Source organism: Endozoicomonas sp. G2_1, from assembly GCF_017744155.1.
Lineage (GTDB): Bacteria > Pseudomonadota > Gammaproteobacteria > Enterobacterales > Alteromonadaceae > JAGHQT01.
Genome location: NZ_JAGHQT010000001.1, coordinates 448411 through 471512 on the forward strand (window position 1 = coordinate 448411; position 23102 = coordinate 471512).

The window sequence follows — 23102 nt, forward strand, 5'->3', positions numbered from 1 at the left end:
CACTTTATTGACGTTAGCCAAGCAAATCTTTATCACAACAAGTTGAGTATTGGATGGAAAGTTTAGAAAACCAATTATTAATTGCCATGCCCGCATTAAACGATCCTATGTTTAATCGCACCGTCACCTATATTTGTGAACACAATGATGAAGGTGCAATGGGGCTCATTATTAATTTACCGGTCGAGCTAAGCTTAAACGAATTGTTGGCACAAATTGATGCCGACAACGACAACTGTACTCACTTGTCACAACAAGTACTCAGTGGCGGTCCTGTATCGCCACAACGCGGTTTTGTTTTGCACAGCCCGCAATCGGGCTGGAAAAGCTCACTGGCGCTTAGTGAGCAAGTGATGATCACGACCTCAAAAGACATTTTGATGGCCTTGGGTACTGAAGATGCTCCCGAGCAGTTTTTAGTAACCTTGGGTTATGCTGGCTGGGCACCGGGCCAACTTGAACAAGAGCTAAAAGACAACGCTTGGTTAACGATTCCCGCTGATAATGAGATTTTGTTTAATACGCCTATTGAGCAGCGCTGGCAAAAAGCGACCGAAAAACTAGGTATCGACCTCGCTCATCTATCTAATGATGTCGGTCACGCTTAATCATGAATAACAGTGTAAATAAGCGTCGCAAACAACATAAATCAGCAAAAACAGCATCAATAAAGTAACAGTCACAAATGAGCTACGTAAAAGCAAAGAAAACAGAACTCGGTAAACGCACACTTATCGGTTTTGATTTTGGTAAAAAATATATTGGCGTTGCCATTGGGCAAGAGCTTACTGGCACAGCGTCACCGCTGGGTTCAGTAAAAGCACAAGACGGAACACCAAACTGGCAGCAACTGGAAGCATTTTTAAAAGAATGGCAGCCCGATTTAATCGTGGTAGGTTTACCACTAAATATGGACGGCACAGAGCAGCCTCTGACTCAAGATGTGAAAAAATTTGCCAACCGCATTCACGGCCGCTTTGGGTTAGCCGTGGAGTTTCAGGACGAACGACTCACCACTGCCGATGCCAAAGAGCGCCTGTTTAGCCAAGGCGGTTATCGCAATCTGAAAAAAGACAACATAGATTCTCACTCTGCAATGTTAATTTTAGAGAGCTACTTCGAAAGTCAGTATTTATAAACCTCAGACCTCTAAATAGGGTTAGTGATTTAGTCCATCAATACAATCTGCTACCCTATAACTTCCCAATTTTGCTTGCTCTTTAAATTAACCGAAATAATACCTTATGAATATTCTTGCGGTCATCAGCCCGCTTATCATTATCGCGAGTGTCGGTTACCTCGCTTGTAAAACAGCGTGGTTGAACAAAAGTCAGCTCGACGCTGTCAGCAAAGTAACTTTTCACCTTTGTATCCCCGCTTTTTTGTTTTACCGAATGGCGACTGCCAACTTAGAGCAAGGCTTTAACCTCAGTGTTTTATCGGCCTTCTATGTTCCTGTGCTGGTTTGTTATGGTCTCGCGTGGTTCAGTAATCACTACTTTCATCAGCAATACCAAAGGCAACACAATGCTTCAGCGGTGTTTGCCCTCGGCGCCAGTTATTCCAATAACATTATTGTTGGTATTCCAATCCTGTTAATGGCCATTGGCGAACAAGCCTTGCCAACTATCTTTTTAATTGTCACTTTTCACAGTGCCATGTTATTTGGCTTAACCAGCTTTTTAGCGGCCAAAAGCGGCCAATTCAATCTGGTTAACTTCCTTAAACAAGCTTTTTACAACCCATTTATTTTGGCTATTCTTTCTGGCATGCTGGTCAATATTTCTGGGCTTGAGCTACCAAGTTTCGCCGCAACCAGTTTACAAATGCTCGGTCAGCCAGCAATTACCCTTGCGCTTTTTGTGTTAGGTGCCTCGTTAGCGCAATATCAAATTAGACAAGAGTGGCGCTTTGTTAGTATTGCCGCCTTGTTAAAACTGGCAATATTACCGGCATTGGTGTTTGTCACTGCCAGCCACCTCTTTGAGTTACCTAAACAAACCATTGTCATACTCACAGTATTGAGTAGTTGTCCTACCGGCGTTAACGCTTATTTAATTGCTAAAGCCTATAACAGCCATCAAGCAACCGTTGCCAGCTCAGTAGTCGTCAGCACACTATTGGCATCGTTAACCATTCCGTTGTGGCTGTTATGGCTTTTATAAGTTAAAACGTTGCATCGATTAAAAGTAAAAACGCCAGCATCTTGCTGGCGTTTTAGTTAAAGCACTATTGACTAAAATGATCCTCAACTCAATTAAAAGCCAGCTTCATCCTTACCATCGACTCCCGCTAGCGTTACGCCGCTAAGTGCGCCAGTGCCTTGCTGATCATTGGTTCTCAGCTTAATCATCAAGCGCAAGTCGTTCGGCGAATCGGCATGATGCAGCGCATCGGCGTAGTTTATTAAGCCTTGCTGATACAAGTTAAACAAGGCCTGATCAAAGGTTTGCATGCCTTGCTCGGTCGACTTTTGCATCACTTCTTTCACTGAGTCCACTTCGCCTTTTTTTATCAATTCAGCAATGTAAGGCGAGTTGAGTAAAATCTCGATGGCGGCAACTCGACCATGACCATCTTTAGTAGGGATCAGTTGTTGGGCGACGATACCACGCAAGTTCAACGCTAAGTCGAAAAGCAGCTTGCCGTGCTGCTCAGCTGGCACTAAATGCATAATACGGTCAATCGCTTGGTTGGCGTTGTTGGCGTGTAAGGTCGCAATACACAAGTGACCCGTTTCGGCAAAGCTCAGTGCGTGCTCCATAATCTCTTGGCTGCGAATCTCACCAATTAAGATAACGTCTGGCGCTTGGCGTAACGAGCTTTTCAGGGCAGCGTCAAAGCTTTCAGTATCTAAGCCAACTTCCCGCTGGGTAATCATACTTTTGCTGTGTTCGTGAACAAACTCAACCGGATCTTCAATGGTTAAAATATGGCCGCGTGAATTGCGATTGCGATAACCAATCAGCGCCGCCATTGACGTTGATTTACCCGTACCGGTACCACCAACGAACAAGACTAAACCGCGCTTTGACATCACCACGTCTTTCAGAACTGACGGCAAGCCCAAGTCTTCGGTATCGGGAATATCGGTAACGATACGACGAATAACCATGCCCGCCATGTCTCGCTGCCAAAATGCCGAGACCCTAAAACGACCAATGTCGTCGATAGAAATAGCGAAGTTGCACTCTTTTTCTTCGTCAAACTGGGCTTTTTGCTTCTCGTTCATGGCGTCGTGAACAAGTTGTAAAGATTGCTCTGGTGACAAGGTCTCAGGTGCAATCGGCTGCAATTCACCGTTAATTTTTGCACTGACTGGCAATTTTGCGGTAACAAACATATCCGATGCTTTTTCGCGCACCATGGTTTCTAATAATTGATGAAAATTCATAAACGCTTTCTCATTAATAACTTATTAGCGAGTTTAGATCGCGACTAAAACGCGCCAAACTGACTCTTATCATTCGCTTTAGCCATCGCGTCTTGACGCGAAATCATGCCACGATTGACCAAGTTTTGTAAACATTGATCCATGGTCTGCATGCCGTGCTGCATACCGGTTTGAATGGCTGAGTACATTTGCGCAATTTTGTCTTCGCGAATCAGGTTTCTAATCGCTGGCACACCAATCATAATCTCGTGAGCAGCAACTCGGCCACCGCCAACCTTTTTAACTAGTGTTTGAGAAATTACCGCGCGCAGTGATTCAGATAACATTGAACGGACCATAGATTTTTCTTCGGCTGGGAATACGTCAATAATACGGTCAATGGTTTTTGGCGCTGAGGTGGTATGCAAGGTACCAAAAACCAGGTGACCGGTTTCCGCTGCCGTCATCGCGAGGCGAATGGTTTCTAAATCACGCATCTCACCAACAAGAATAACATCGGGGTCTTCACGAAGCGCCGAACGCAAAGCGTTGTTAAAACTCAAAGTGTCGCGATGTACTTCCCTTTGGTTAATCAAACACAGCTTGTTGTCGTGAACAAATTCAATCGGGTCTTCAATGGTCAGTACGTGATCAAATTTGTTGGAGTTGATGTAATCGACCATCGCCGCCAAAGTGGTTGACTTACCTGAACCGGTTGGCCCTGTGACGAGTACTAAACCGCGTGGGTTGTCCGAAATATCGCGGAAAATGTCCGGACAGCCCAAGTCATCAAGCGATAAAACCTTACTTGGAATGGTACGAAATACCGCAGCTGGACCGCGATTTTGGTTAAAAGCATTTACCCTGAAACGCGCTAAGTTTGGCACTTCAAAAGAAAAATCGACCTCCATATTTTCTTCGTACTCTTTGCGCTGGCGATCATTCATAATATCATAAACCAACGCATTAACGTCTTTGGCGTCAAACGCCGGGATATTAAGCTTGCGAACATCACCATCAACGCGGATTGACGGTGGTGTTCCGGTTGAAAGGTGTAAATCTGATGCATTATGTTCAACACTAAACGCAAGTAATTCGGTAATATCCATAAGAACCTCGATTTAAAAATTGGAATAAGCAATAGTTTGAGTATGACTTCGATTAAACATAACCTGATGACGGTTAAACAGCAAATTGAACAGGCTTGTCAGCAAGCTCACCGACCGGTTGAGCAAGTTAGCTTGTTGGCGGTCAGTAAAAAGAAACCCGCCGAGCAAATTGCACAAGCGCACAGTGCAGGTCAAAAACAATTTGGTGAGAGCTATGTTCAAGAGGCAGTTGAAAAAGTAACGCAATTGCAGCATTTGACCGATATTGAATGGCACTTTATTGGTCCTATTCAATCCAATAAAACTAAAGCTATCGCTGAAAATTTTGCTTGGGTGCATAGTGTTGATCGAGCAAAAATTGCTGAGCGTTTAAATGAACAACGTGGCAATCAAGATACTCCCCTGCAAGTCTGTTTACAAGTTAATATTAGTGGCGAAGCGAGCAAATCTGGCGCAACTGTTGAACAATTACCCGAATTGCTGGCATTGGTAGACAACAGTGAGCACTTGGTGCTGCGCGGCTTAATGGCAATTCCTGAAAAAAACAGCTCAGCGCAGAGCTTTGAACAGATGCAAGCGTTGTTTTTACAGTATCAGGCACAATATCCAACATTAGATACCTTATCAATGGGCATGTCTGGCGACATGACTGCCGCCATCAATTCTGGCTCAACCATGGTCAGAGTTGGCACCGCTATTTTCGGCAGTCGAGAGGCTTAAACCAAGGATTACTTAGCCGGCTCAAGCGCTTTTCGTCAGCTGAGCCAATGACAAAAATAACCATTATCGAGCAGTAAACGACTCGATTAACACGAGAATCACATGAGTAAAGTGGCATTTATTGGTGCTGGTAATATGAACCGCGCCATCATCATCGGATTAATTGACAATGGCGTTAGTCCGAGTGACGTGATTGTTTCTAACCCGTCACCGGCCAAGCGTGAAGCGCTAGCGAGCGAATTTGGTATTGAGCAAACGGCTTCAAATATTGAGGCTGCCAGCTTTGCCGACACTATAATTCTGGGCGTAAAACCGCACTTAATTGCAGATGTTTGCCGTGAATTGGCGGAGCAAATCGATGTCAGTACTAAGTGCTTTATTTCGGTTGCAGCAGGTTGCACCGTAGCGCAAATTCAAACGGCACTTGGCGACAAATATCCCGTCATTCGCACTATGCCTAATACACCATCACAACTTGGCTTGGGAATGACCGGCATTTACCCGTCACCAGAGGTTAGCGAGGAACAAAAACAGCTTGCCGATAAACTGATGGCAGCAGTCGGCAAAGTGACTTGGCTTGAAACCGAAGCTGATATCGACAAAATTATCGCCGTTTCAGGCTCGGGCCCAGCCTATTTCTTTTTGTTTATGGAAGCAATGGAACAACAAGCATTAGCACTTGGTTTTTCGGCACAAGCGGCGCGCGAGTTAGTACAACAAACAGCGCTTGGTGCCGCTCATATGGTTAAAGAAAACGATATTGCCATTAGTCAACTGCGCGAAAACGTTACTTCCAAAGGTGGCACAACTCAAGCGGCGCTAAATGCGTTTTACCAAGGTGAGTTGCCACAATTAGTAACAAAAGCGATGAATTCGGCATTGCACCGCGCGCGTGAAATGGCGCAAAATAACTAATAATATTTCCCTATTTTATCACTGGAGCTTTTAATGGAAGCCATTAATTACCTGCTGCGTTTTTTCTTTGAGGCGCTTACCACATTATTTATTCTGCGCTTTTGGTTACAAGCCGCTCGAGCGGACTTTTACAATCCTCTTAGTCAGTTTGTTGTCAAATTAACTAACCCATTTGTCGTGCCCTTGCGCAGAGTCATCCCAGGGCTTGGCGGTTACGACTTGGCGACCTTACTGTTGGCAGTGTTAGTTTCAACGCTAGAATTTATCATAATTCCAATGCTTAACGGCGGTCCATTTAAACCGGGTTTAGCTAGTTACCTCGGACTTATCTCACTTATTAAACAAGCGGGCTTTTTGCTATTTATCATTATGTTAGTGATGGCAATTATGAGCTGGGTTGTGCAAGGTTACAATCCAACCATGATGGTATTTCAACAATTAACCGAACCTTTCTTGCGCCCTATTCGCAAAATCACACCGGACTTAGGCGGTATTGATATCTCGATCATCATTGCCTTTTTAGCACTCAATGTAATCAATATTTTACTCGGTAGCTCAGTGCCCTATTGGGCTATTTTGTAGCCCAAACGCTATACTCTGCGTATAGCATTTACAGTAACTGGCTTTAAAGGAAGTAGGTTTAAAAAATCATTATGTTTAAAAGTAATTTTTCTCGAGCGCTGTTTTTTACATTATTATTTGTCGTCACCGCAGGCTCTGCTTGTGCTGAAAATATGAAAAAACTCGGCGCTATGGACGTTCACTACATGGCGTTAAGCGCCACTTTTCTGACGCCAGAAGTCGCCAAGGCCTATGGTATTGAGCGCAGCCGCTATAACGGCTTAATCAATATTTCCGTGTTGGACAACAGCAAAGCTAATAAGCCAGCGAAAAACGTCGCCATTATCGCGACGGCAAAAAACAATTTGGGGCAAATTAAGCGCTTAGACTTCGAAGAAGTGCAAGAAGGCGATGCCATTTACTACCTTGCTCAAATCCGCTTTCGCGATCAAGAAGAATTTGAATTTGAAGTTGAAATCACCGACGGTACTACGACCGAAAGATTGACCTTTAAACAAAAATTCTACGCTGAATAGTCCCCAGAGATAACAACTCACCAACGCTCAGGCTTCAAAGTACTTTTGAAGCCTACACTTCACCACTCACTGTACGTTTGAAATTAAAGACTCTACGCCGTTAATCGGGTATGATCGGCGCCATTCTGGTTTTCAATTATTCAACACTATGAGCAAAATCGTTTTAGCCACGGGCAACCAAGGCAAAGTTAAAGAACTTTCAGCTTTACTGGCTGACTATCAAGTCAATGGTAATCCTGTCAGTGTCATACCACAAAGTGACTTTGATGTTCCTGAAGTCCCTGAAACGGGCACCACTTTTGTTGAAAACGCGATTATTAAAGCGCGCCACGCGGCAAAAATTACCGGACTGCCGGCGATTGCTGACGATTCTGGTTTAGAAGTTGATGCGTTGAACGGCGCGCCAGGCATTTATTCTTCACGCTATGCTGGTGCTGACGCAACCGACAGTGATAACAATAGCAAACTACTCGATGCACTTGAGCATGTTGAACACGCCAAACGCACCGCTCGTTTTCAGTGTGTACTAGTGTTTATGCGCCACGCAGACGACCCAACCCCACTCATTGTGCAAGGTACGTGGCAAGGTAGCATTACCCGCGAAGCTGCCGGTGAACAAGGCTTTGGTTATGACCCATTGTTCTGGCAAGACGATTTGCAACAAACGTCAGCAGAGTTACCACGAGACATAAAAAACGCCCGCAGTCATCGCGGTCAAGCGCTCGCTGCATTGATTCCACAGTTGATTGAGCGCCTAGCTAACAGCGCGTCAGGCACTGTTGAGCAAGCTCCAATAGATAAAAAATAGTACAAAACGCGAACTTTTTATTGTGTTAAATCAGCAACCATTATCGCTCTATATCCATATTCCGTGGTGTGTCGAAAAGTGCCCGTATTGTGATTTTAACTCTCACAAGCTCAAAGCCGAGATTCCAGAATACGACTATGTCAGTGCGCTAATAAAAGACTTAGACGATGACATCGCGCGATTTAACCTAAATAACAGAAACTTATTGAGCATTTTTATCGGTGGCGGAACGCCGAGCTTGTTCTCGCCACAGGCAATTACTCGGCTACTGGATGAAGTAAAAAAACGCTTTGTTTGTGACGCCAGTTTAGAAGTCACGCTAGAAGCAAATCCCGGCACCGTTGAAGCTGACAAATTCAATGGGTTTGCCAATGCTGGTGTCACTAGGTTGTCAATTGGTGTTCAAAGTTTTGCCTCTGACAAGCTAATCAAATTAGGCCGCATCCACGACAGTGGCCAAGCCATTCGCGCCGCAAAGCTCGCTAAACAAGCAGGGATCAAAAGTTTTAATTTAGATTTGATGCACGGTTTGCCAAATCAGTCGCTAGACAACGCTCTCGACGATTTAAACACCGCGATTGCGCTTAACCCCGATCACTTATCTTGGTATCAACTGACGATAGAGCCCAATACCGCATATTATTCTAAACCGCCAAAATTACCTGAAGACGAGGTGTTGTGGGATATTCAAGAGCGTGGTGTTGCGCTGTTACAAACAGCGGGTTATCAGCAGTACGAAATATCAGCCTACAGCCAAAAAGATAAACAATGTCGCCATAACCTAAATTACTGGCGTTTTGGTGACTACTTGGGCATTGGCTGTGGCGCCCACGGTAAAATTACCGATGCCGCTGGCCAAAAAATTTATCGCACCGTCAAGGTAAAACACCCTAAAGGCTATTTAACCAAAGACCGGCCCGCCCTTGACCAACTGAGCGTTGTTGAACATGATGAACTGCCGTTTGAGTATATGATGAATCGCCTGCGCCTCAGAGAAGCGTTCAGTCTCGCCCATTATCAAGGTGCAACAGGATTATCTGCCACGCCGCTGGCAAATTTACTCAGTCAACATCAAGGCAAAGGTTTAATGGCATTCAACAACCAACAATGGCAGGTAACTGAGCTTGGCCATCGTTACCTCAATGATTTACTGGCAAGCTTTTTAGAGCATGCATAATGGCAGAGTAAGCACGGTGGCAGAATGAGTATAGTGACCGCACAAACAAAAAACCAATTAGCTATTTCATTTGAAACTGAGGTGAGCGAAGCGCAGCAAGCCCTTGACCGTCAGTTTATGGCAGCCGCTTTTGAGCAAGCAAAACAAGCTGAAGCAATTAATGAAATTCCGGTTGGCGCCATCGTCGTTGCTGACAACCACATTATCGGCCGAGGTTACAATCGCTCAATTATCGATAATGACCCCTCTGCGCACGCCGAAATGTTAGCGATTCGTCAAGCGGGGCAAGTACTCGACAACTATCGAATGCTCGATTGCACCCTTTACGTTACCCTTGAGCCATGCCCGATGTGCGCCGGCCTGCTTGTACACAGCCGTATCAAACGCTTAGTTTTTGCCAGTGACGACTTAAAAACTGGCGCCAGTGGTAGTGCCTTTAACCTAGTGCAAAACGAACAATTAAACCACAACATCACTGTGACTAAAGGTGTCATGGCTCAAGAGTGCAGCGCGCTATTGTCGAACTTTTTTAAACGCCGACGTCAAGAAATTAAAGCCCGAAAAAAGGCCCAAAAAAAAGCACAGAACAAGGCGCTCAATCAGGCATCAAATCAAACAGTAAAAGCGCAAGCGTCAAACCAGCAAAAAGCTGAACCAGAACGATAAAATAACTGATATACTAAAGCGCATATGCACTGCAGCCAATACTTGATTGGCATCAACAGTAGCTGATATCAAACGAGGAAACCGAGTGAGCCAAGTAGCACCAAAAGACGATCAAAACTTGTTATCTGTATTTAAAACCTTGATTAAACAAAGTAAGTACCGTTCTCAAGAAGAGTTGGCTTATGCGCTTGCCCAGCAAGGTTTCGAAAATGTCTCGCAATCAAAAGTGTCGCGGATGTTGGCTAAGCTCGGCGCAGTGAAATCGCGCAATGCTCAAAACGAAATTTACTACAGCTTGCCCGATGCCTTGATTATCCCCAAAACTAAGCACGCCATTGAAACTATTGCGCTCGACCTAAAACACAATGGCAATCAAATCGTCTTAAAAACGGGGACTGGTGGCGCACCATTGATGGCTCGTGTGCTAGATACCCTTGATGAATCTGCAGGTGTCATGGGCACGATTGCTGGCGACGATACCGTATTGATTATTCCAAGTGATCTTTCGCGTATAGAAGAAATTGCCCAAGCAATTATCGAAATGCTCGATATTCCTCAAACCAAATAAGTCACTTGTAAAATATTAAATAGAAAGGATTGCTGTCAGCACTCAGTTCGTTTGTTAAACAGTTTAGATACCTGTTTATTTATCGCCTTTCAATCAAGGCAAAATGGCCAAAACGACTGGTAGCTGACCGCGGTGTTAGCTAAAAGAATGTGCTAACAGGTTAGTTAGTTGCTTCAGCAACTTGGTTTTGTAAGAAAAACTCTTGTCTACGACTAATAAGTTTTCTGTTGTGTTCGCGCATTAAACGTTTGCGCTGTGCTACTGCACTCATTCTGCGTCTGTTATGCATAATTAAACCTCTCTTTGATTCCTTATCGCAGTATTTCGCTTAATTGTGACAACATCATGACAATATTGAAATGATCATGATCTTGTTACATGAGCGATTACATTAAGATACACCAGCCGATAAAAAGTTCAACTATTTGGTCAATAAATTTTTTCTACCTTGTCAAGAGTTAATCTCTTAATAATTAAGCAGTTATATTTTAACGATAACCTATCCCCGTTCTAGAACACCTAAGAGCTCAAACCACACAACAAAAACAGTAATGCAAACCATTATCATTTGTGGAATAATACCAAGCAATTAAATCATAAAAAACCATTGCTTTTACAAGGGGATAAATATTGAAACCGATAAATAATGGCTTTGCCTATAGTGCAATAGCTGCTGCACTCTTTATGTCAATGAGTTCAGCCCATGCTGAACAAGAGCAACAACCGACAGAAAACGATATTGAAGTGGTTGAGGTAATAGGTTCGGTCTCTCGTTTTGGCGCTACTAAGTCAAATACACCAATTGTGGAGACCTCGCGTTCAGTTTCGATTGAAAGTCTTAAAGACGCATTAGAAAAGGGCTCGTTAAATCTTTCACAAATGGTAACCTATCTGCCAGGAGTTACCGGAGAAACTTTTGGTTTTGCTACTCGTTCAGACAACATAACTATTCGCGGTTTAAGAGCACCGAGATACCGTGACTCAATTCAAGAACAATTTGGTAATTACAACGCTCCAAGAACGGAAATATTCACGCTTGAACAAGTAGAGGTGCTTAGGGGCCCAGCCTCAGTGCTTTATGGCCAAGGCTCGCCGGGCGGTATTGTCAATTACGTTAGTAAAACACCTCGCTCAGAAAACTTTGGTCAAGTAAATGCCCAAGTCGGCAACTTTGATCGTCGCCAACTCGGGGTTGATATCAACCGCGTACTCAATGACGACGCATCACTACAGGGCCGCTTTGTTGGTGTATACCGCGATTCGGGTACTCAAATTGAGCAAGTTAATGATGACACCTTAGTATTGATGCCGTCATTAACCTTTATGCCATCTGAAGAAACATCTTTGACCTTCATTGGTTTATATCAAGACTCAGATGTCGATACCGCAGCACAATTTATCCCAGTGCAAGGTACGTTAACACCGTTAGCCGACGGTAGTTTTTTGAACAGTAATGTTTACGCTGGTGAATCTGACTTCAATAAGCTAGAAACAAAGTCAACGCAAATTACTGTGTTGCTAGAACACGAAATTAACAATGACTTTACTCTTCACGGTACAGCTTTATGGCGTGATGGTGAAGGCGACTACCACCAAGCGTGGCCAACTTTTAATCCAACTTTGCGCGGTCGCTACTTAAACGAATTGTTGGTGCAAAACGGTGTTGTACCGCCAGGTGTTCCAACTGGCTTCACCGACACTACCGTAGCGAGAACCTTCCACCAAGCTGATAACGAATTTAAGCAATACGCGCTAGATCTGCGTTTATCGGGTGAAATAGACACGGGTAATTTGTCTCATGAAATTTTAGTTGGCGCTCAATACCAAGATGTTGAAACAGACAGTAACTTTAGCCGACTTACTGGTGGTGGCGTCTTACAAGGTGACTTCCGTTACATTTTAGATCTCGCCAACCCTGTCTATACCGGAGCACCTGAGCAAGCTGTTTTTGATGCTATTTATCAAGACCGTCCAACCAACTTGGTCGAAGACATCGGTATTTACCTATCAGATCAAATTTCAATCGACAATTGGCGTATTACTCTCGGTGCGCGCTATGACCAAGTTGACAATAAAACTCGCTCAGATATTGGCAACGCAGCAGAAAATGTCGCCAACGACGATAGTGCATTGTCACTCAGTGGCGGGGTTCTATATCAATTCGACAATGGTTTGTCGCCATATATCAATTATTCTGAATCTTTTGAGACCGTTGTCGGTTTAACCGATACAGGTGCACAGCTCGATCCTCAAGAAGCCGAGCAAATTGAGTTTGGAGCAAAGTATGAACCTAATAATTTCCCTGGTTTATTCACGTTAGCTTATTTTGAAATTGATATTAATAACTTACCTGATCCAAATGCACTGCCTGGTCAGCAAGGCCAACAAAATGGCGAAGCAACTCTCAAAGGCTTCGAATTTGAGGGTAGATTTACACTTGGTGAGTTTAATTTCCAGCTTGCGTATACCGACCTTGATACTGAAGACCAAGACGGCTTGCAACTATCGGCAATTCCTGACACATCTGCGTCTGCTTGGGTAGTATGGCAACCTGAGGAGCTTTTACCAGGCTTTAGAGTTGGTACTGGTGTTCGTCATGTTGGCGAGAGTGTTTCAGCCATTAATAATGGTATTGCAACAGCACTAAGGCTTAGTCCATTTGAATATGTTACGCCAGATTACACCTTGGTTGATTTATTGATTGGCTATAGCTTTAATGAAAACTTTGACATTGCGTTAAACGTGAGAAACTTAGCAGATAAGGACTATCAAACAGGTTGCTTATTCCGCGGCGACTGTTTCCCTGGTGTCCGCCGAACAGTGAATGCAAGCATAACATACTCATTCTAATCAAACATTTGGTCAACATTATTTGATCTTTGATTGAAGTCGTAGTGTTTGTCTTAACTAGTTAATTTAGTCGAGGCAAATACTTGCTTCAGTCATGTGACTAGATCAACTAGTTATACTCTTCTCTGAAGCCTGTTGCTTTGCCAAATAATAGACCTCCTACCCCGCCAGCTAATAACTGCAGATAAAAACCCCAACCTCGTGCGCCAGCAATTAGATGAATATTCATGATTGAGCCAATAGCTGTTAAGACAATAACCAAGGCGATAATGCCTGCGCCAGCAAAAAGTATGGTGCGGTACTGCTTTATATTCGTGTGTTTTGTGCTCTGTCGACTAACAAAATAACCTTTGAGTTGCTTAACCAACCAACCGGAAAATAAAAAAGCGAGCAGTAATGCCAGCGCAATGATAACACCATAAGTGGGCAACAAACCGAGCCAATCATCAAGCGTCAAGCTAATGCGATCTTGCCAGCTAACAGCAATATCGATGTTGGTTAACTGATTGACAATGTACTGGCTATGGAACAAGCTAGCGAGAGAAAAAGTCAGCAACCAAGAAACAAAAAACGAAGGAAAATAGCGTGTTACAAATCCCATGGTTATCTCGTCACAAAAAAAGCGCTGTCGACTACCCTATCAGAGCCAATCGGGGTAAACAATTGCTGGCAACAAGTTTTGTGCTGACGTGGTCACTATTGTTGCCCTACTCTGCCCATGCGATTACAGAGCCACAAAAAACATCGAGCACGACATTACCAACCGAAAACTACCGAGTAAAAACGGTTGCAACGGGCTTAAATTCGCCGTGGAGCATAGTGCAATTGCCTAATGGTACTTGGCTAATCACCGAGCGCGATGGTCATATCGTGATCGTAAAAGAAGAGTCGCAGTCGCGGACAAAGTTGGCACTGCAAGGCTTATTTGTTGCTGGCCAAGGTGGCTTACTCGATATCGTATTAGCGTCAGATTATAGTGAGTCTAAAACGCTTTTCTTCACTTATGCCCAAGGGCAACTAAGCGCTAATCGCCTCGTGGTTGCCAAGGCAACCTTTGATGGCAATAGCTTTTCTAAACCGCAGGTAATTTATCAAGTTGCCACCGACAAAGGTACACCGCAACACTATGCCGGCAGACTATTAATGCTGCCCGACAACACTTTGCTGTTTTCAAGTGGCGACGGTTTTGACTACCGAGAACAAGCTCAGATAAAAACGAGCCAGTTGGGTAAGCTACTGCGGATTAACCTCGACGGCACGATTCCAAATGACAATCCTTTTATCGAACACCAAAATCAAGCCGCACATGCGGTATTTTCACTCGGTCATCGCAATACACAAGGCCTAGTCTACGATTATGACAGTGGTCAAATTGTCAGCCATGAACATGGTCCCGCAGGTGGAGACGAGTTAAATTACATTAGCGCCGGGAATAATTACGGCTGGCCAGTCATTACTTATGGCAAAGACTATTCACAAGCGCGCATTTCGCCGTTTACCGAGTACCCGGGTATGCAACTACCCAGTGTTAACTGGACACCGTCGATTGCACCTTCGGGCATGGCTTACTACGGCAAAAATCAGCAAAGCTTTGCATCACTACAAGGACAGGTATTGGTCACAACGCTAGTTGATAGAAAACTTTATGCTGTTGACTTAAACGATGAAAACTTTGTCCAAGCCAATGTCTTTCCAGAGGTAACTGGGCGGCTAAGGGATGTTGTTGTCACCGCAAATGGCAATGTTGCAGTGCTGACCGACGGAAAAGCGGCAGAGCTTATAGTGATAACAGCTAACTGAGTTCAATTAAAAAGTACTTGATGTACCATGAAGCCGGTAGCAAGCGATTTTAGCTAACGACAAAAGCCGTCAACTGTTAATCACTTATCATTGGCTGTTTGTTCAGTTTGCTCTGTCGAATCAGCTACTTCTTCTGATACTGGTTGTTCCAACGTAGGTTCTTGGCTAGCCTCAGGCGATACTTGGGTGTTTTGTTGCGCTTGTTGTGCTTGTTGCTCAATCGCTAACAGGCGCTGCTTTTCCGCTTCTTGGGCTAACTCTTGTTCCGCCAACATCGCTTGCTGCGCTTCTTTACGGCGCTTGTCGTCCATCCAAGTTAAGGTGTCGTAGTAACGGCGAATATTTTCTACATAGTGAACGGGTTCATCACCACGGGCGTAGCCGTATTTGGTTTTTTTGTAGTATTTCTTTTGCTTTAACAGCGGCAAGCGCTTTTTCACTTCAACCCAACGGTCGGGGTCGCCGCCTTGTTGCTGAGTAATAATACGGGCGTCGTTTAAATGGCCAAAACCAACATTGTACGAGGCCAGCGCAAACCAAGTGCGATCGGGTTCGGGAATTCGATCGGGCATGCGGTCAATGAGCTGTTTAAAGTATTTTGCGCCACCGCGAATACTTTGCTCAGCATCTAAGCGGCTTTTGACCCCCATTTGCTTGGCGGTCGCCAAAGTCAACATCATCATACCGCGGACACCTGTGTACGAACGCGCTTTTGGTCGCCAATGAGACTCTTGATAACTGATGGCCGCCAGCAAGCGCCAGTCGAGATCTTGACCGTACTGTTCAAACAGGGCTTGGTACTTAGGCAAGGTGCTATCAACGGCTTTGATAAAGGTACGGGTATCAACATAGTTAAATTGTTCAACATGGCCGTAGTATTTATCATCGAGCGCCAGCAAGGTTCCGTCGTGGTGAACTTTGCCGTAAAACTCAATCAAGCTGGCATAAATTGAATCATCCCCTTGTTTTGACACCGCCCAAGCCAGTGATTCAGGCTCTTTAATGGTAAAACCGATACTGATTTCGGGATAATAGCGGCGATTAATTGCCAACGAATGACTATCAATAACCGTGTAGTTAACCTCATCCGCCAATACTTTTAATAAAATTTCTTCGCTATCAAGCTCGTGGGTCAACTGCCAATCCAGTTCAGGGTTGTCTAATTTTAAGGTTTCGAGGTGTTCTTCGTAGCTAGAGTTTGCGACCACCATTAAGCTGCCACCGGCTAAGTCTGCTAACTTGCGCGGGCGAATATTGCCTTGTTTAAACACCAGCTTTTGGGTGATTTCGTTATAGCTTGGCGCAAAGTTGTATTTTTTTAAACGCTTGGGGGTAACAGTTAAATTGGCGGCGAGGAAGTCGACTTCACCGCGGTCGAGTTTGGGAAAGAGCTCTGCCAAGCTGTAACTGGGGACAATTTTCAGTTCAACGCCGAGATAATCGGCGTACTTTTGCGCGAGTTCATACTCAAAGCCGGCGGGGCCTTCGACATCGATATAATAACTATGGGGGCCAAATAAGGTACCAACCGTGACGTAACCGCGATCGAGAATCCTTTTTATACTTGGCGTTTGCTGCTCCACTTGGCAGCCAGATAAGGCGAATAACGCCAAGCCAGCAAAACACCAAAAGACAATCGCAAAACAAGCTTTTCTCATCTTAATACAGAGACTCAGATTGATAAAATTCCATTTTTCATTGTCTCGTTATTTTGCCTTTTATCAAAGTAATTTTTTCAACTTATTGTCGTTTTTACTGCTTACCAAAGGCTGAGAATTCAACTATAATACGCGCGATTTTTACCCAACAACACTAGTAGCAAACGCTATTGGTATAAATCCAACCCTGGTGAATTACAATATGTCGATGTTGATTAAAACACTTCGTGGCGCGCCGGCTTTATCTGACTTTAGAGTCGAAAAGCTACTCAAACAGTGCGCTCAGTTAGACCTTCCGGTACGTGATATCTACGCAGAATACCAACATTTTGCCCACTTATCTGCCGACCTTGGCCCCGACGAGCAAGCCGTATTAGACAAACTGCTAACCTACGGTCCGAAAATAGAAGAACACCAACCCAACGGCCTTTTTCTCCTCGTCACTCCTCGCCCCGGCACCATTTCCCCCTGGTCTTCTAAATCAACCGACATCGCCCACAACTGCGGCCTCAACCAAGTAATCAGATTAGAGCGCGGCTTAGCCTACTACATTGATATTGATACCAGCGACAGCGATCGCGCCAGCCAATTGAGCGAAAACCAATTAAGCGCCTTAAAGGGCTTGTTGCACGATCGCATGATGGAAGTGATATTAACCGACAGCAATGACAGCCAATTGTTATTCGCCAGTGCTGAGCCCGGTGAGTTAACGTCAGTCGATATTTTAGCGGATGGCCGCGAAGCACTTGCTAAGGCCAATATCGATTTAGGCTTAGCCTTAGCTGATGACGAAATTGATTATTTAGTTGAGAACTTCACCAAGCTGGGTCGCAACCCGAACGACATCGAACTTTACATGTTCGCACAAGCGAACTCAGAGCACTGTCGCCACAAAATTTTTAACGCCGATTGGACTATCGACGGTGAAAAACAGCCAAAGTCGCTGTTTAAAATGATTAAAAATACCTATGAGCACAACCCCGATAACGTGTTAAGTGCATACAAAGACAACGCTGCGGTAATGGTAGGTTCTCAGGCCGGTCGTTTCTTCCCAAATCCTGACACCAAAGAATACGGTTACAACCACGAAGATATTCAAATTTTGATGAAGGTTGAAACCCATAACCACCCTACTGCTATTTCCCCTTACCCGGGTGCAGCCACGGGTTCAGGTGGTGAAATTCGCGATGAAGGCGCAACGGGTATTGGTTCTAAGCCAAAAGCGGGCTTGGTTGGTTTTACCGTGTCTAACTTGCGTATTCCGGGCTTTGAACAGCCATGGGAAACCGATTACGGCAAGCCAGAGCGCATTGTAAATGCTCTAGATATTATGATTGAAGGCCCGCTCGGTGGCGCTGCTTTCAATAACGAATTCGGTCGTCCAAATATTTTAGGCTACTTCCGTACCTATGAAGAAAATGTCCACTCATTTAACGGTGAAGAAGTGCGCGGTTATCACAAGCCAATCATGCTTGCTGGTGGCTTGGGTAATATTCGCGACTCGCACGTGCAAAAAGGTGAAATCAACGTTGGCGCTAACCTGATTGCTTTAGGTGGTCCAGCGATGAACATCGGCCTTGGTGGCGGCGCGGCATCTTCAATGGCATCTGGTCAATCAGCCGAAGATTTAGATTTTGCTTCAGTTCAGCGTGAGAACCCAGAAATGGAGCGCCGCTGTCAGGAAGTGATCGATCGCTGTTGGCAACTAGGCGACGACAACCCAATTCTGTTTATTCACGATGTTGGCGCTGGTGGCTTATCAAACGCCTTCCCAGAGCTAGTGTCTGACGGTGGTCGCGGCGGTAACTTTGAACTGCGCAATGTACCAAACGACGAGCGCAGCATGTCGCCACTTGAAATTTGGTGTAACGAATCACAAGAGCGTTACGTACTTGCGGTAAACGACGAGCAATTGCCACTGTTCACTGAAATCTGTCAACGTGAGCGCGCACCATTTGCGGTAGTTGGCCGTGCCACTGAAGAAGAGCATTTAACACTCACTGACTCGCATTTTGACGCCTGCCCTACCAAAAGTAAACCAATTGATCTTTCATTAGACATTTTACTTGGCAAGCCGCCGAAAATGCACCGTGATGTTGAGAGTAAAACCGAAACTGGCAAAGTACTTGAGCTTAGCGAGGTTTCAGTCGCTGATGCTGCCGATCGCTTGCTGCGTTTACCAACCATTGCCGAGAAGACCTTTTTAATTACAATAGGTGACCGCAGTGTCACAGGTATGGTAGCACGCGATCAAATGGTTGGCCCATGGCAAGTACCCGTTGCCGACTGTGCAGTAACCACAGCAGCACTTGATACTTATCACGGTGAAGCCATGTCTATGGGTGAGCGCACACCGGTTGCCTTGCTTAACTATGGCGCTTCTGCCCGTTTAGCGGTAGCTGAATCATTAACCAATATTGCTTCTGCTGATATTGGCGATTTAAATCGCATTAAACTTTCAGCTAACTGGATGGCTGCTGCTGGTCATCCGGGCGAAGACGCAGGCCTATACGAAGCAGTTAAAGCCGTTGGTGAAGAACTTTGTCCGGCGTTAGGTCTAACCATCCCTGTTGGTAAAGACTCAATGTCGATGAAGACCAAGTGGCAACAAGATGGTAAAGCTGGCCTTGAAGATCGTTCAGTAACAGCACCGCTGTCATTAGTGATTACCGCTTTTGGTCGCGTTGAAGATGTTCGCAAAACGGTAACGCCAGAGCTTCGCACCGACCAGGGCGAAAGTCGCATTGTCGCGATTGATTTATCAGGCGGTAAAAACCGCTTAGGTGGCTCGTGTTTAGCGCAGGTATACAAACAGCTTGGCACCGAAACGCCAGACGTCGACAGCGCTGAAACCCTAAAAGGTTTCTTCAACGCAATGCAAACTTTAGTGGCTGAGCAAAAACTTCTTGCCTATCACGATCGCAGTGATGGTGGTCTCTTCACAACAGTTGCTGAAATGGCGTTTGCCGGTCACACAGGTGTTGATATTGACCTTAGCAAACTGGGCGGCTCAGATTTAGAAGTACTGTTTAACGAAGAGCTAGGTGCTGTTATCCAAATTCGCGAAACTGATGTTGACGCTGTTCACAAAGTTTTTGCCAACCATGGCATCCTCGATTTATGCACCGACATCGGCCGCTTAAATGATACCGATACGATTTCATTTAGCCGTAATGGTGAAACTGTATTGGAAAATAGCCGTACCTACTTCCGCACTGTTTGGGCAGAAACAACATTAAAAATGCAGGCGATGCGTGACAACCCAGAGTGTGCACAAGAAGAGTTCGACGTTAAGTTTGACACTGAAGACCCAGGCTTAAACGCTAAGCTTAGCTTTGATATCAACGAAGATATCGTCGCTGACTTAATTGTTAAAGATGCCCAGGCGGGTACCAACCCGAAAGTTGCGATTTTGCGTGAACAAGGGGTTAACTCTCACGTTGAAATGGCAGCGGCATTTGATCGCGCCGGCTTTAACGCCATTGACGTCCACATGTCAGATATTCTCGCTGGTCGCGTTGATTTAGCTAACTTTACTGGCTTAGTTGCGTGTGGTGGTTTCTCTTACGGTGACGTATTGGGTGCAGGTGAAGGTTGGGCGAAATCTATTTTGTTCAACGCCGATGCCCGCGCCATGTTTAAGGCTTTCTTCGAACGCCCTGAAACCTTCTCACTTGGTGTTTGTAATGGCTGTCAAATGCTATCAAACCTAAAAGAAATCATTCCGGGTAGTGACGCTTGGCCACATTTCGTCCAAAATGAATCTGAGCGTTTTGAAGCGCGTTTCTCTTTGGTTGAAATTCAAGAAAGCCCGTCAATCTTCTTCAAAGGTATGGCTGGTTCAAGAATGCCAATTGCCGTTTCTCACGGTGAAGGTCGCGCAGAGTTTGCTTCTGACGAAGCGGTTGATGCCGCCAACAATTCAGGCACAGTGGCAATGCGTTACGTCAACAACTACGGTGATGTTACCGAAACCTATCCTGCCAACCCGAATGGCTCGCCAGACGGTATTACCTCGTTAACTACTACTGATGGTCGCGTCACCATTATGATGCCACACCCTGAGCGCGTCTTTAGAACGGTCGCTAACTCGTGGCATCCGGATAACTGGGGTGAAGACTCACCTTGGGTACGCATGTTCCGCAATGCCCGTAAGTTTGTCGGTTAACTGACACTTACTCGTTAACTAAAAAAACCAGCACAATGTGCTGGTTTTTTATTGCTCGCTCAGTCACCTTAACGACCAATCATTAACTTTACTGACAATCAGCTACAAACATTAATTTCAATTAAGCCAAGACATATTCACTAATATATCGATTGAACGTGACTAAATCGAACGAGCCTCTAATTTCAAAGCGCACTTTGCCAAGCTCACTAATATACAACTCGATTTCACTGTCTAAATCAAAGGTGCCGGAAGTTTCAACCGAAAACGCCTGAATCTTGCTATATGGCAATGACGTATAGTCAACCTTAGAGCCAGTTATTCCTTGAACATTTGCCGCAATCACCCGTTTATTGGTGAACACCACTTGGTCTCGAATTGTTTTAAAAGCGGCAAATATATGTTCGCCATCAATTAGAAATTTGTGGAAATCTTCGCGTGCTTTGTCGTTTTCAATCGGTTTCAGCTTAAAAATCGACGAATTTTTAAAATCAATCATTAAATATCCTTACCAGAACTAGTATGACTAACACCATAAACCATCTACCAATTAACGACTAGTTCGATTCGACTAAGACTTTCAAATTTGCCAACCCAGTTTCAAAATCAGGCCCAACCATGCTGTCCATCATCACCGCAAAATAGCGATTAACGGGGTTACTGCCGACATCGCCGTAATCAAGCCAAATAACTCTTGTTTGTTGTCCTTGGTCGATAAACTCAAACTCGCCAGTAGAGCCCATTTCAAACTCAGGGAAGTAGAGGCTGTATACCATCATTTTATTGGGTATGAGGGTTTTAATTTGCATCTCACCGCTGCCCTCACTGTCACTTTGCCAGCTAGATTTCATGCCAACAGCAGCAACTCGACCTTGATACGTTACCGTCATTTGTGGATCCCGTTGAAACCAAACGCCCCATTGCCGCCACTGCTTTAAGTCAGCAACTTTTGGATAGACTTTTTCAACCGGTGCATTAATGGTTATTGACCTTTCAACGCGAAACTCTGACGGCAGTAAAAAGCCGACCAGTAAAAACAGTGCGACGATACCAAAGAATATGATAATGAGCTTTTTAATCATTTTAGGCCTCTCGTTAATTATTGTTTTATTTGCCTTTACTACATGCCAAAGATAGTCTGTTAAACTGATTTTTAGCAAGTGAAAAAAAGCTGAAACTAAAAACGGCTAACTAAGTTCTATACCCAAGCTACCTCAAGATACTTGTTCAGTTGGAATTAAAAACAATTTAGGCAAGGCATTGATTGCAAAGAATGGTTAGTCCCTTGTTAAAATCAATAACGCAGAATAAATTGTCTTTTAAACCAATCCTTTGGGCGCTTCACAGGGGCTTACTCTCAGCGTTGCAGCTAATTGAAAGGGAATGACCATTCCTGCTAGCTGCGCCTTGATATTAAGTCCCTGTGAGAGCGCTGAATCATGCATTTTGAGGTGGTTTGGGTATAATCACCATTAATAATAAATGGCTTGAGCCATACAAGACAGAATAGGAAAAAACATGCAAAAGCACGATTGCGATCCACTCACAGATTTTATTGAATACCCAGCCGATGAAATGTTGCGCCGTTCAGAAGATTTCTACAACAACATTAAGCGCCGCCACAGTATTCGCAAATTCAGTGACCGCCCCGTTGACAGAGCGATTATTGAGAACTGTATCAAGGCCGCTGGCACCGCACCAAATGGTGCCAACCACCAGCCTTGGCACTTTGCCGCTATCAGCAGCCCAGAGATCAAGCGTCAAGTAAGAGAACAAGCCGAAGCTCATGAGCGCGGTTTTTATGAAGGACGCGCTGGTGAAGAATGGTTAGAGGCACTAAAACCATTGGGCACCGATGCCGACAAGCCATACTTGGAAATTGCCCCTTGGTTGATTGCTATTTTTAGCCAGAAAAAAGGCGGCTTGACCATTGAAGAGCAAAACACTAACTATTACGTGCACGAGTCTGTGGGCATTGCCACCGGCTTTTTAATCAACGCCTTACACAGTGCTGGTTTGGCGACATTAACCCATACGCCAAAGCCAATGTCGTTTTTGAATAAAATCTGCCAACGTACAGATAACGATCGCGCTTACATGTTGCTCATTGCAGGCTACCCTGCGGAAGATGCGACCGTACCGCATCACGCCCAAATCAAAAAGCCACTAAATGATATCGCCAGCTTTTTGTAA

The 23102-nt window shown here is 44.8% G+C and carries 22 protein-coding genes; 15 read left to right on the forward strand and 7 right to left on the reverse strand.

The features are described from left to right. The first annotated feature begins 53 nt into the window (after positions 1-53). The 3 genes from J7384_RS02030 (at position 54) to J7384_RS02040 (ending at position 2165) form a co-directional block, all read left to right on the forward strand. Positions 54-608: a YqgE/AlgH family protein gene (locus J7384_RS02030; RefSeq protein ID WP_209110752.1), complete on the forward strand. Its 555-nt coding sequence runs from the start codon at positions 54-56 to the stop codon at positions 606-608. Between the two features lie 77 nt (positions 609-685). Continuing rightward, entirely contained in the window at positions 686-1138 is a 453-nt protein-coding gene (gene ruvX, locus J7384_RS02035; protein ID WP_209110754.1) for a Holliday junction resolvase RuvX, read from the forward strand. A 106-nt stretch (positions 1139-1244) separates the two neighbouring features. Then, positions 1245-2165, forward strand: coding sequence for an AEC family transporter (locus J7384_RS02040; protein WP_209110756.1), 921 nt, complete (start codon positions 1245-1247; stop codon positions 2163-2165). Between the two features lie 92 nt (positions 2166-2257). On the opposite strand, the gene J7384_RS02045 is transcribed toward J7384_RS02040, so the two are convergent. Next, positions 2258-3394: a PilT/PilU family type 4a pilus ATPase gene (locus J7384_RS02045; protein WP_209110758.1), complete on the reverse strand. Its 1137-nt coding sequence runs from the start codon at positions 3392-3394 to the stop codon at positions 2258-2260. Between the two features lie 44 nt (positions 3395-3438). Next, positions 3439-4482 (reverse strand): type IV pilus twitching motility protein PilT, encoded by a 1044-nt coding sequence (locus tag J7384_RS02050; protein WP_209110760.1) that lies wholly within the window; start codon positions 4480-4482, stop codon positions 3439-3441. 42 nt (positions 4483-4524) lie between these two features. Between J7384_RS02050 and J7384_RS02055 the strand changes: the two genes are divergently transcribed. The 8 genes from J7384_RS02055 to J7384_RS02090 all read left to right on the forward strand — a co-directional run bounded on the left by J7384_RS02055 (position 4525) and on the right by J7384_RS02090 (position 10433). Beyond that, a complete protein-coding gene (locus J7384_RS02055) occupies positions 4525-5202 on the forward strand; it encodes a YggS family pyridoxal phosphate-dependent enzyme (protein ID WP_209110761.1) in 678 nt (225 codons plus the stop codon). A 102-nt stretch (positions 5203-5304) separates the two neighbouring features. Then, the gene (gene proC / locus J7384_RS02060) at positions 5305-6117 is read left to right on the forward strand and encodes a pyrroline-5-carboxylate reductase (protein ID WP_209110763.1); all 813 of its coding nucleotides are present in this window, start codon (positions 5305-5307) and stop codon (positions 6115-6117) included. A gap of 33 nt (positions 6118-6150) precedes the next feature. Then, positions 6151-6699: a YggT family protein gene (locus J7384_RS02065; RefSeq protein ID WP_209110765.1), complete on the forward strand. Its 549-nt coding sequence runs from the start codon at positions 6151-6153 to the stop codon at positions 6697-6699. A 71-nt stretch (positions 6700-6770) separates the two neighbouring features. Next, on the forward strand, positions 6771-7214 hold the full coding sequence (locus J7384_RS02070; protein ID WP_209110767.1) for a DUF4426 domain-containing protein: 444 nt from the start codon (positions 6771-6773) through the stop codon (positions 7212-7214). Between the two features lie 148 nt (positions 7215-7362). Beyond that, the gene (rdgB, locus tag J7384_RS02075) at positions 7363-8022 is read left to right on the forward strand and encodes an RdgB/HAM1 family non-canonical purine NTP pyrophosphatase (protein WP_209110778.1); all 660 of its coding nucleotides are present in this window, start codon (positions 7363-7365) and stop codon (positions 8020-8022) included. 22 nt (positions 8023-8044) lie between these two features. Next, positions 8045-9199, forward strand: coding sequence for a radical SAM family heme chaperone HemW (hemW, locus tag J7384_RS02080; protein WP_209110790.1), 1155 nt, complete (start codon positions 8045-8047; stop codon positions 9197-9199). A gap of 24 nt (positions 9200-9223) precedes the next feature. Continuing rightward, positions 9224-9865, forward strand: coding sequence for a tRNA adenosine(34) deaminase TadA (tadA, locus tag J7384_RS02085; protein ID WP_247741567.1), 642 nt, complete (start codon positions 9224-9226; stop codon positions 9863-9865). 85 nt (positions 9866-9950) lie between these two features. Continuing rightward, entirely contained in the window at positions 9951-10433 is a 483-nt protein-coding gene (locus tag J7384_RS02090) for an arginine repressor (protein ID WP_209110792.1), read from the forward strand. A 160-nt stretch (positions 10434-10593) separates the two neighbouring features. Here the strand turns inward: J7384_RS02090 and J7384_RS19495 are convergent, their stop codons facing one another. Continuing rightward, positions 10594-10722, reverse strand: a complete 129-nt coding sequence (locus J7384_RS19495; protein ID WP_280636286.1) for a hypothetical protein — start codon at positions 10720-10722, stop codon at positions 10594-10596. Between the two features lie 341 nt (positions 10723-11063). Between J7384_RS19495 and J7384_RS02095 the strand changes: the two genes are divergently transcribed. Further along, complete coding sequence (locus J7384_RS02095; RefSeq protein WP_209110794.1) at positions 11064-13283, forward strand: TonB-dependent siderophore receptor; 2220 nt, start codon at positions 11064-11066, stop codon at positions 13281-13283. A gap of 109 nt (positions 13284-13392) precedes the next feature. Here J7384_RS02095 and J7384_RS02100 read toward each other — a convergent pair whose 3' ends face one another. Continuing rightward, entirely contained in the window at positions 13393-13884 is a 492-nt protein-coding gene (locus tag J7384_RS02100) for a hypothetical protein (protein WP_209110796.1), read from the reverse strand. Between J7384_RS02100 and J7384_RS02105 the strand changes: the two genes are divergently transcribed. After that, positions 13869-15083 carry a PQQ-dependent sugar dehydrogenase gene (locus tag J7384_RS02105; RefSeq protein ID WP_209110798.1) on the forward strand — a complete coding sequence of 405 codons (1215 nt, stop codon included), beginning with the start codon at positions 13869-13871 and terminating at the stop codon, positions 15081-15083. The genes J7384_RS02100 and J7384_RS02105 overlap by 16 nt on opposite strands. Before the next feature lie 80 nt (positions 15084-15163). On the opposite strand, the gene mltF is transcribed toward J7384_RS02105, so the two are convergent. Continuing rightward, entirely contained in the window at positions 15164-16741 is a 1578-nt protein-coding gene (mltF, locus tag J7384_RS02110; RefSeq protein ID WP_209110805.1) for a membrane-bound lytic murein transglycosylase MltF, read from the reverse strand. A 208-nt stretch (positions 16742-16949) separates the two neighbouring features. On the opposite strand from mltF, the gene purL reads away from it, so the two are divergent. Beyond that, the gene (gene purL, locus J7384_RS02115) at positions 16950-20909 is read left to right on the forward strand and encodes a phosphoribosylformylglycinamidine synthase (RefSeq protein ID WP_209111288.1); all 3960 of its coding nucleotides are present in this window, start codon (positions 16950-16952) and stop codon (positions 20907-20909) included. A 121-nt stretch (positions 20910-21030) separates the two neighbouring features. Here purL and J7384_RS02120 read toward each other — a convergent pair whose 3' ends face one another. Both J7384_RS02120 and J7384_RS02125 read right to left on the reverse strand, forming a co-directional pair. Next, positions 21031-21408: a PH domain-containing protein gene (locus tag J7384_RS02120; protein ID WP_209110812.1), complete on the reverse strand. Its 378-nt coding sequence runs from the start codon at positions 21406-21408 to the stop codon at positions 21031-21033. 58 nt (positions 21409-21466) lie between these two features. Then, positions 21467-21991 carry an SRPBCC family protein gene (locus J7384_RS02125; protein WP_209110814.1) on the reverse strand — a complete coding sequence of 175 codons (525 nt, stop codon included), beginning with the start codon at positions 21989-21991 and terminating at the stop codon, positions 21467-21469. Between the two features lie 436 nt (positions 21992-22427). On the opposite strand from J7384_RS02125, the gene J7384_RS02130 reads away from it, so the two are divergent. Next, entirely contained in the window at positions 22428-23102 is a 675-nt protein-coding gene (locus J7384_RS02130; protein ID WP_209110816.1) for a nitroreductase family protein, read from the forward strand.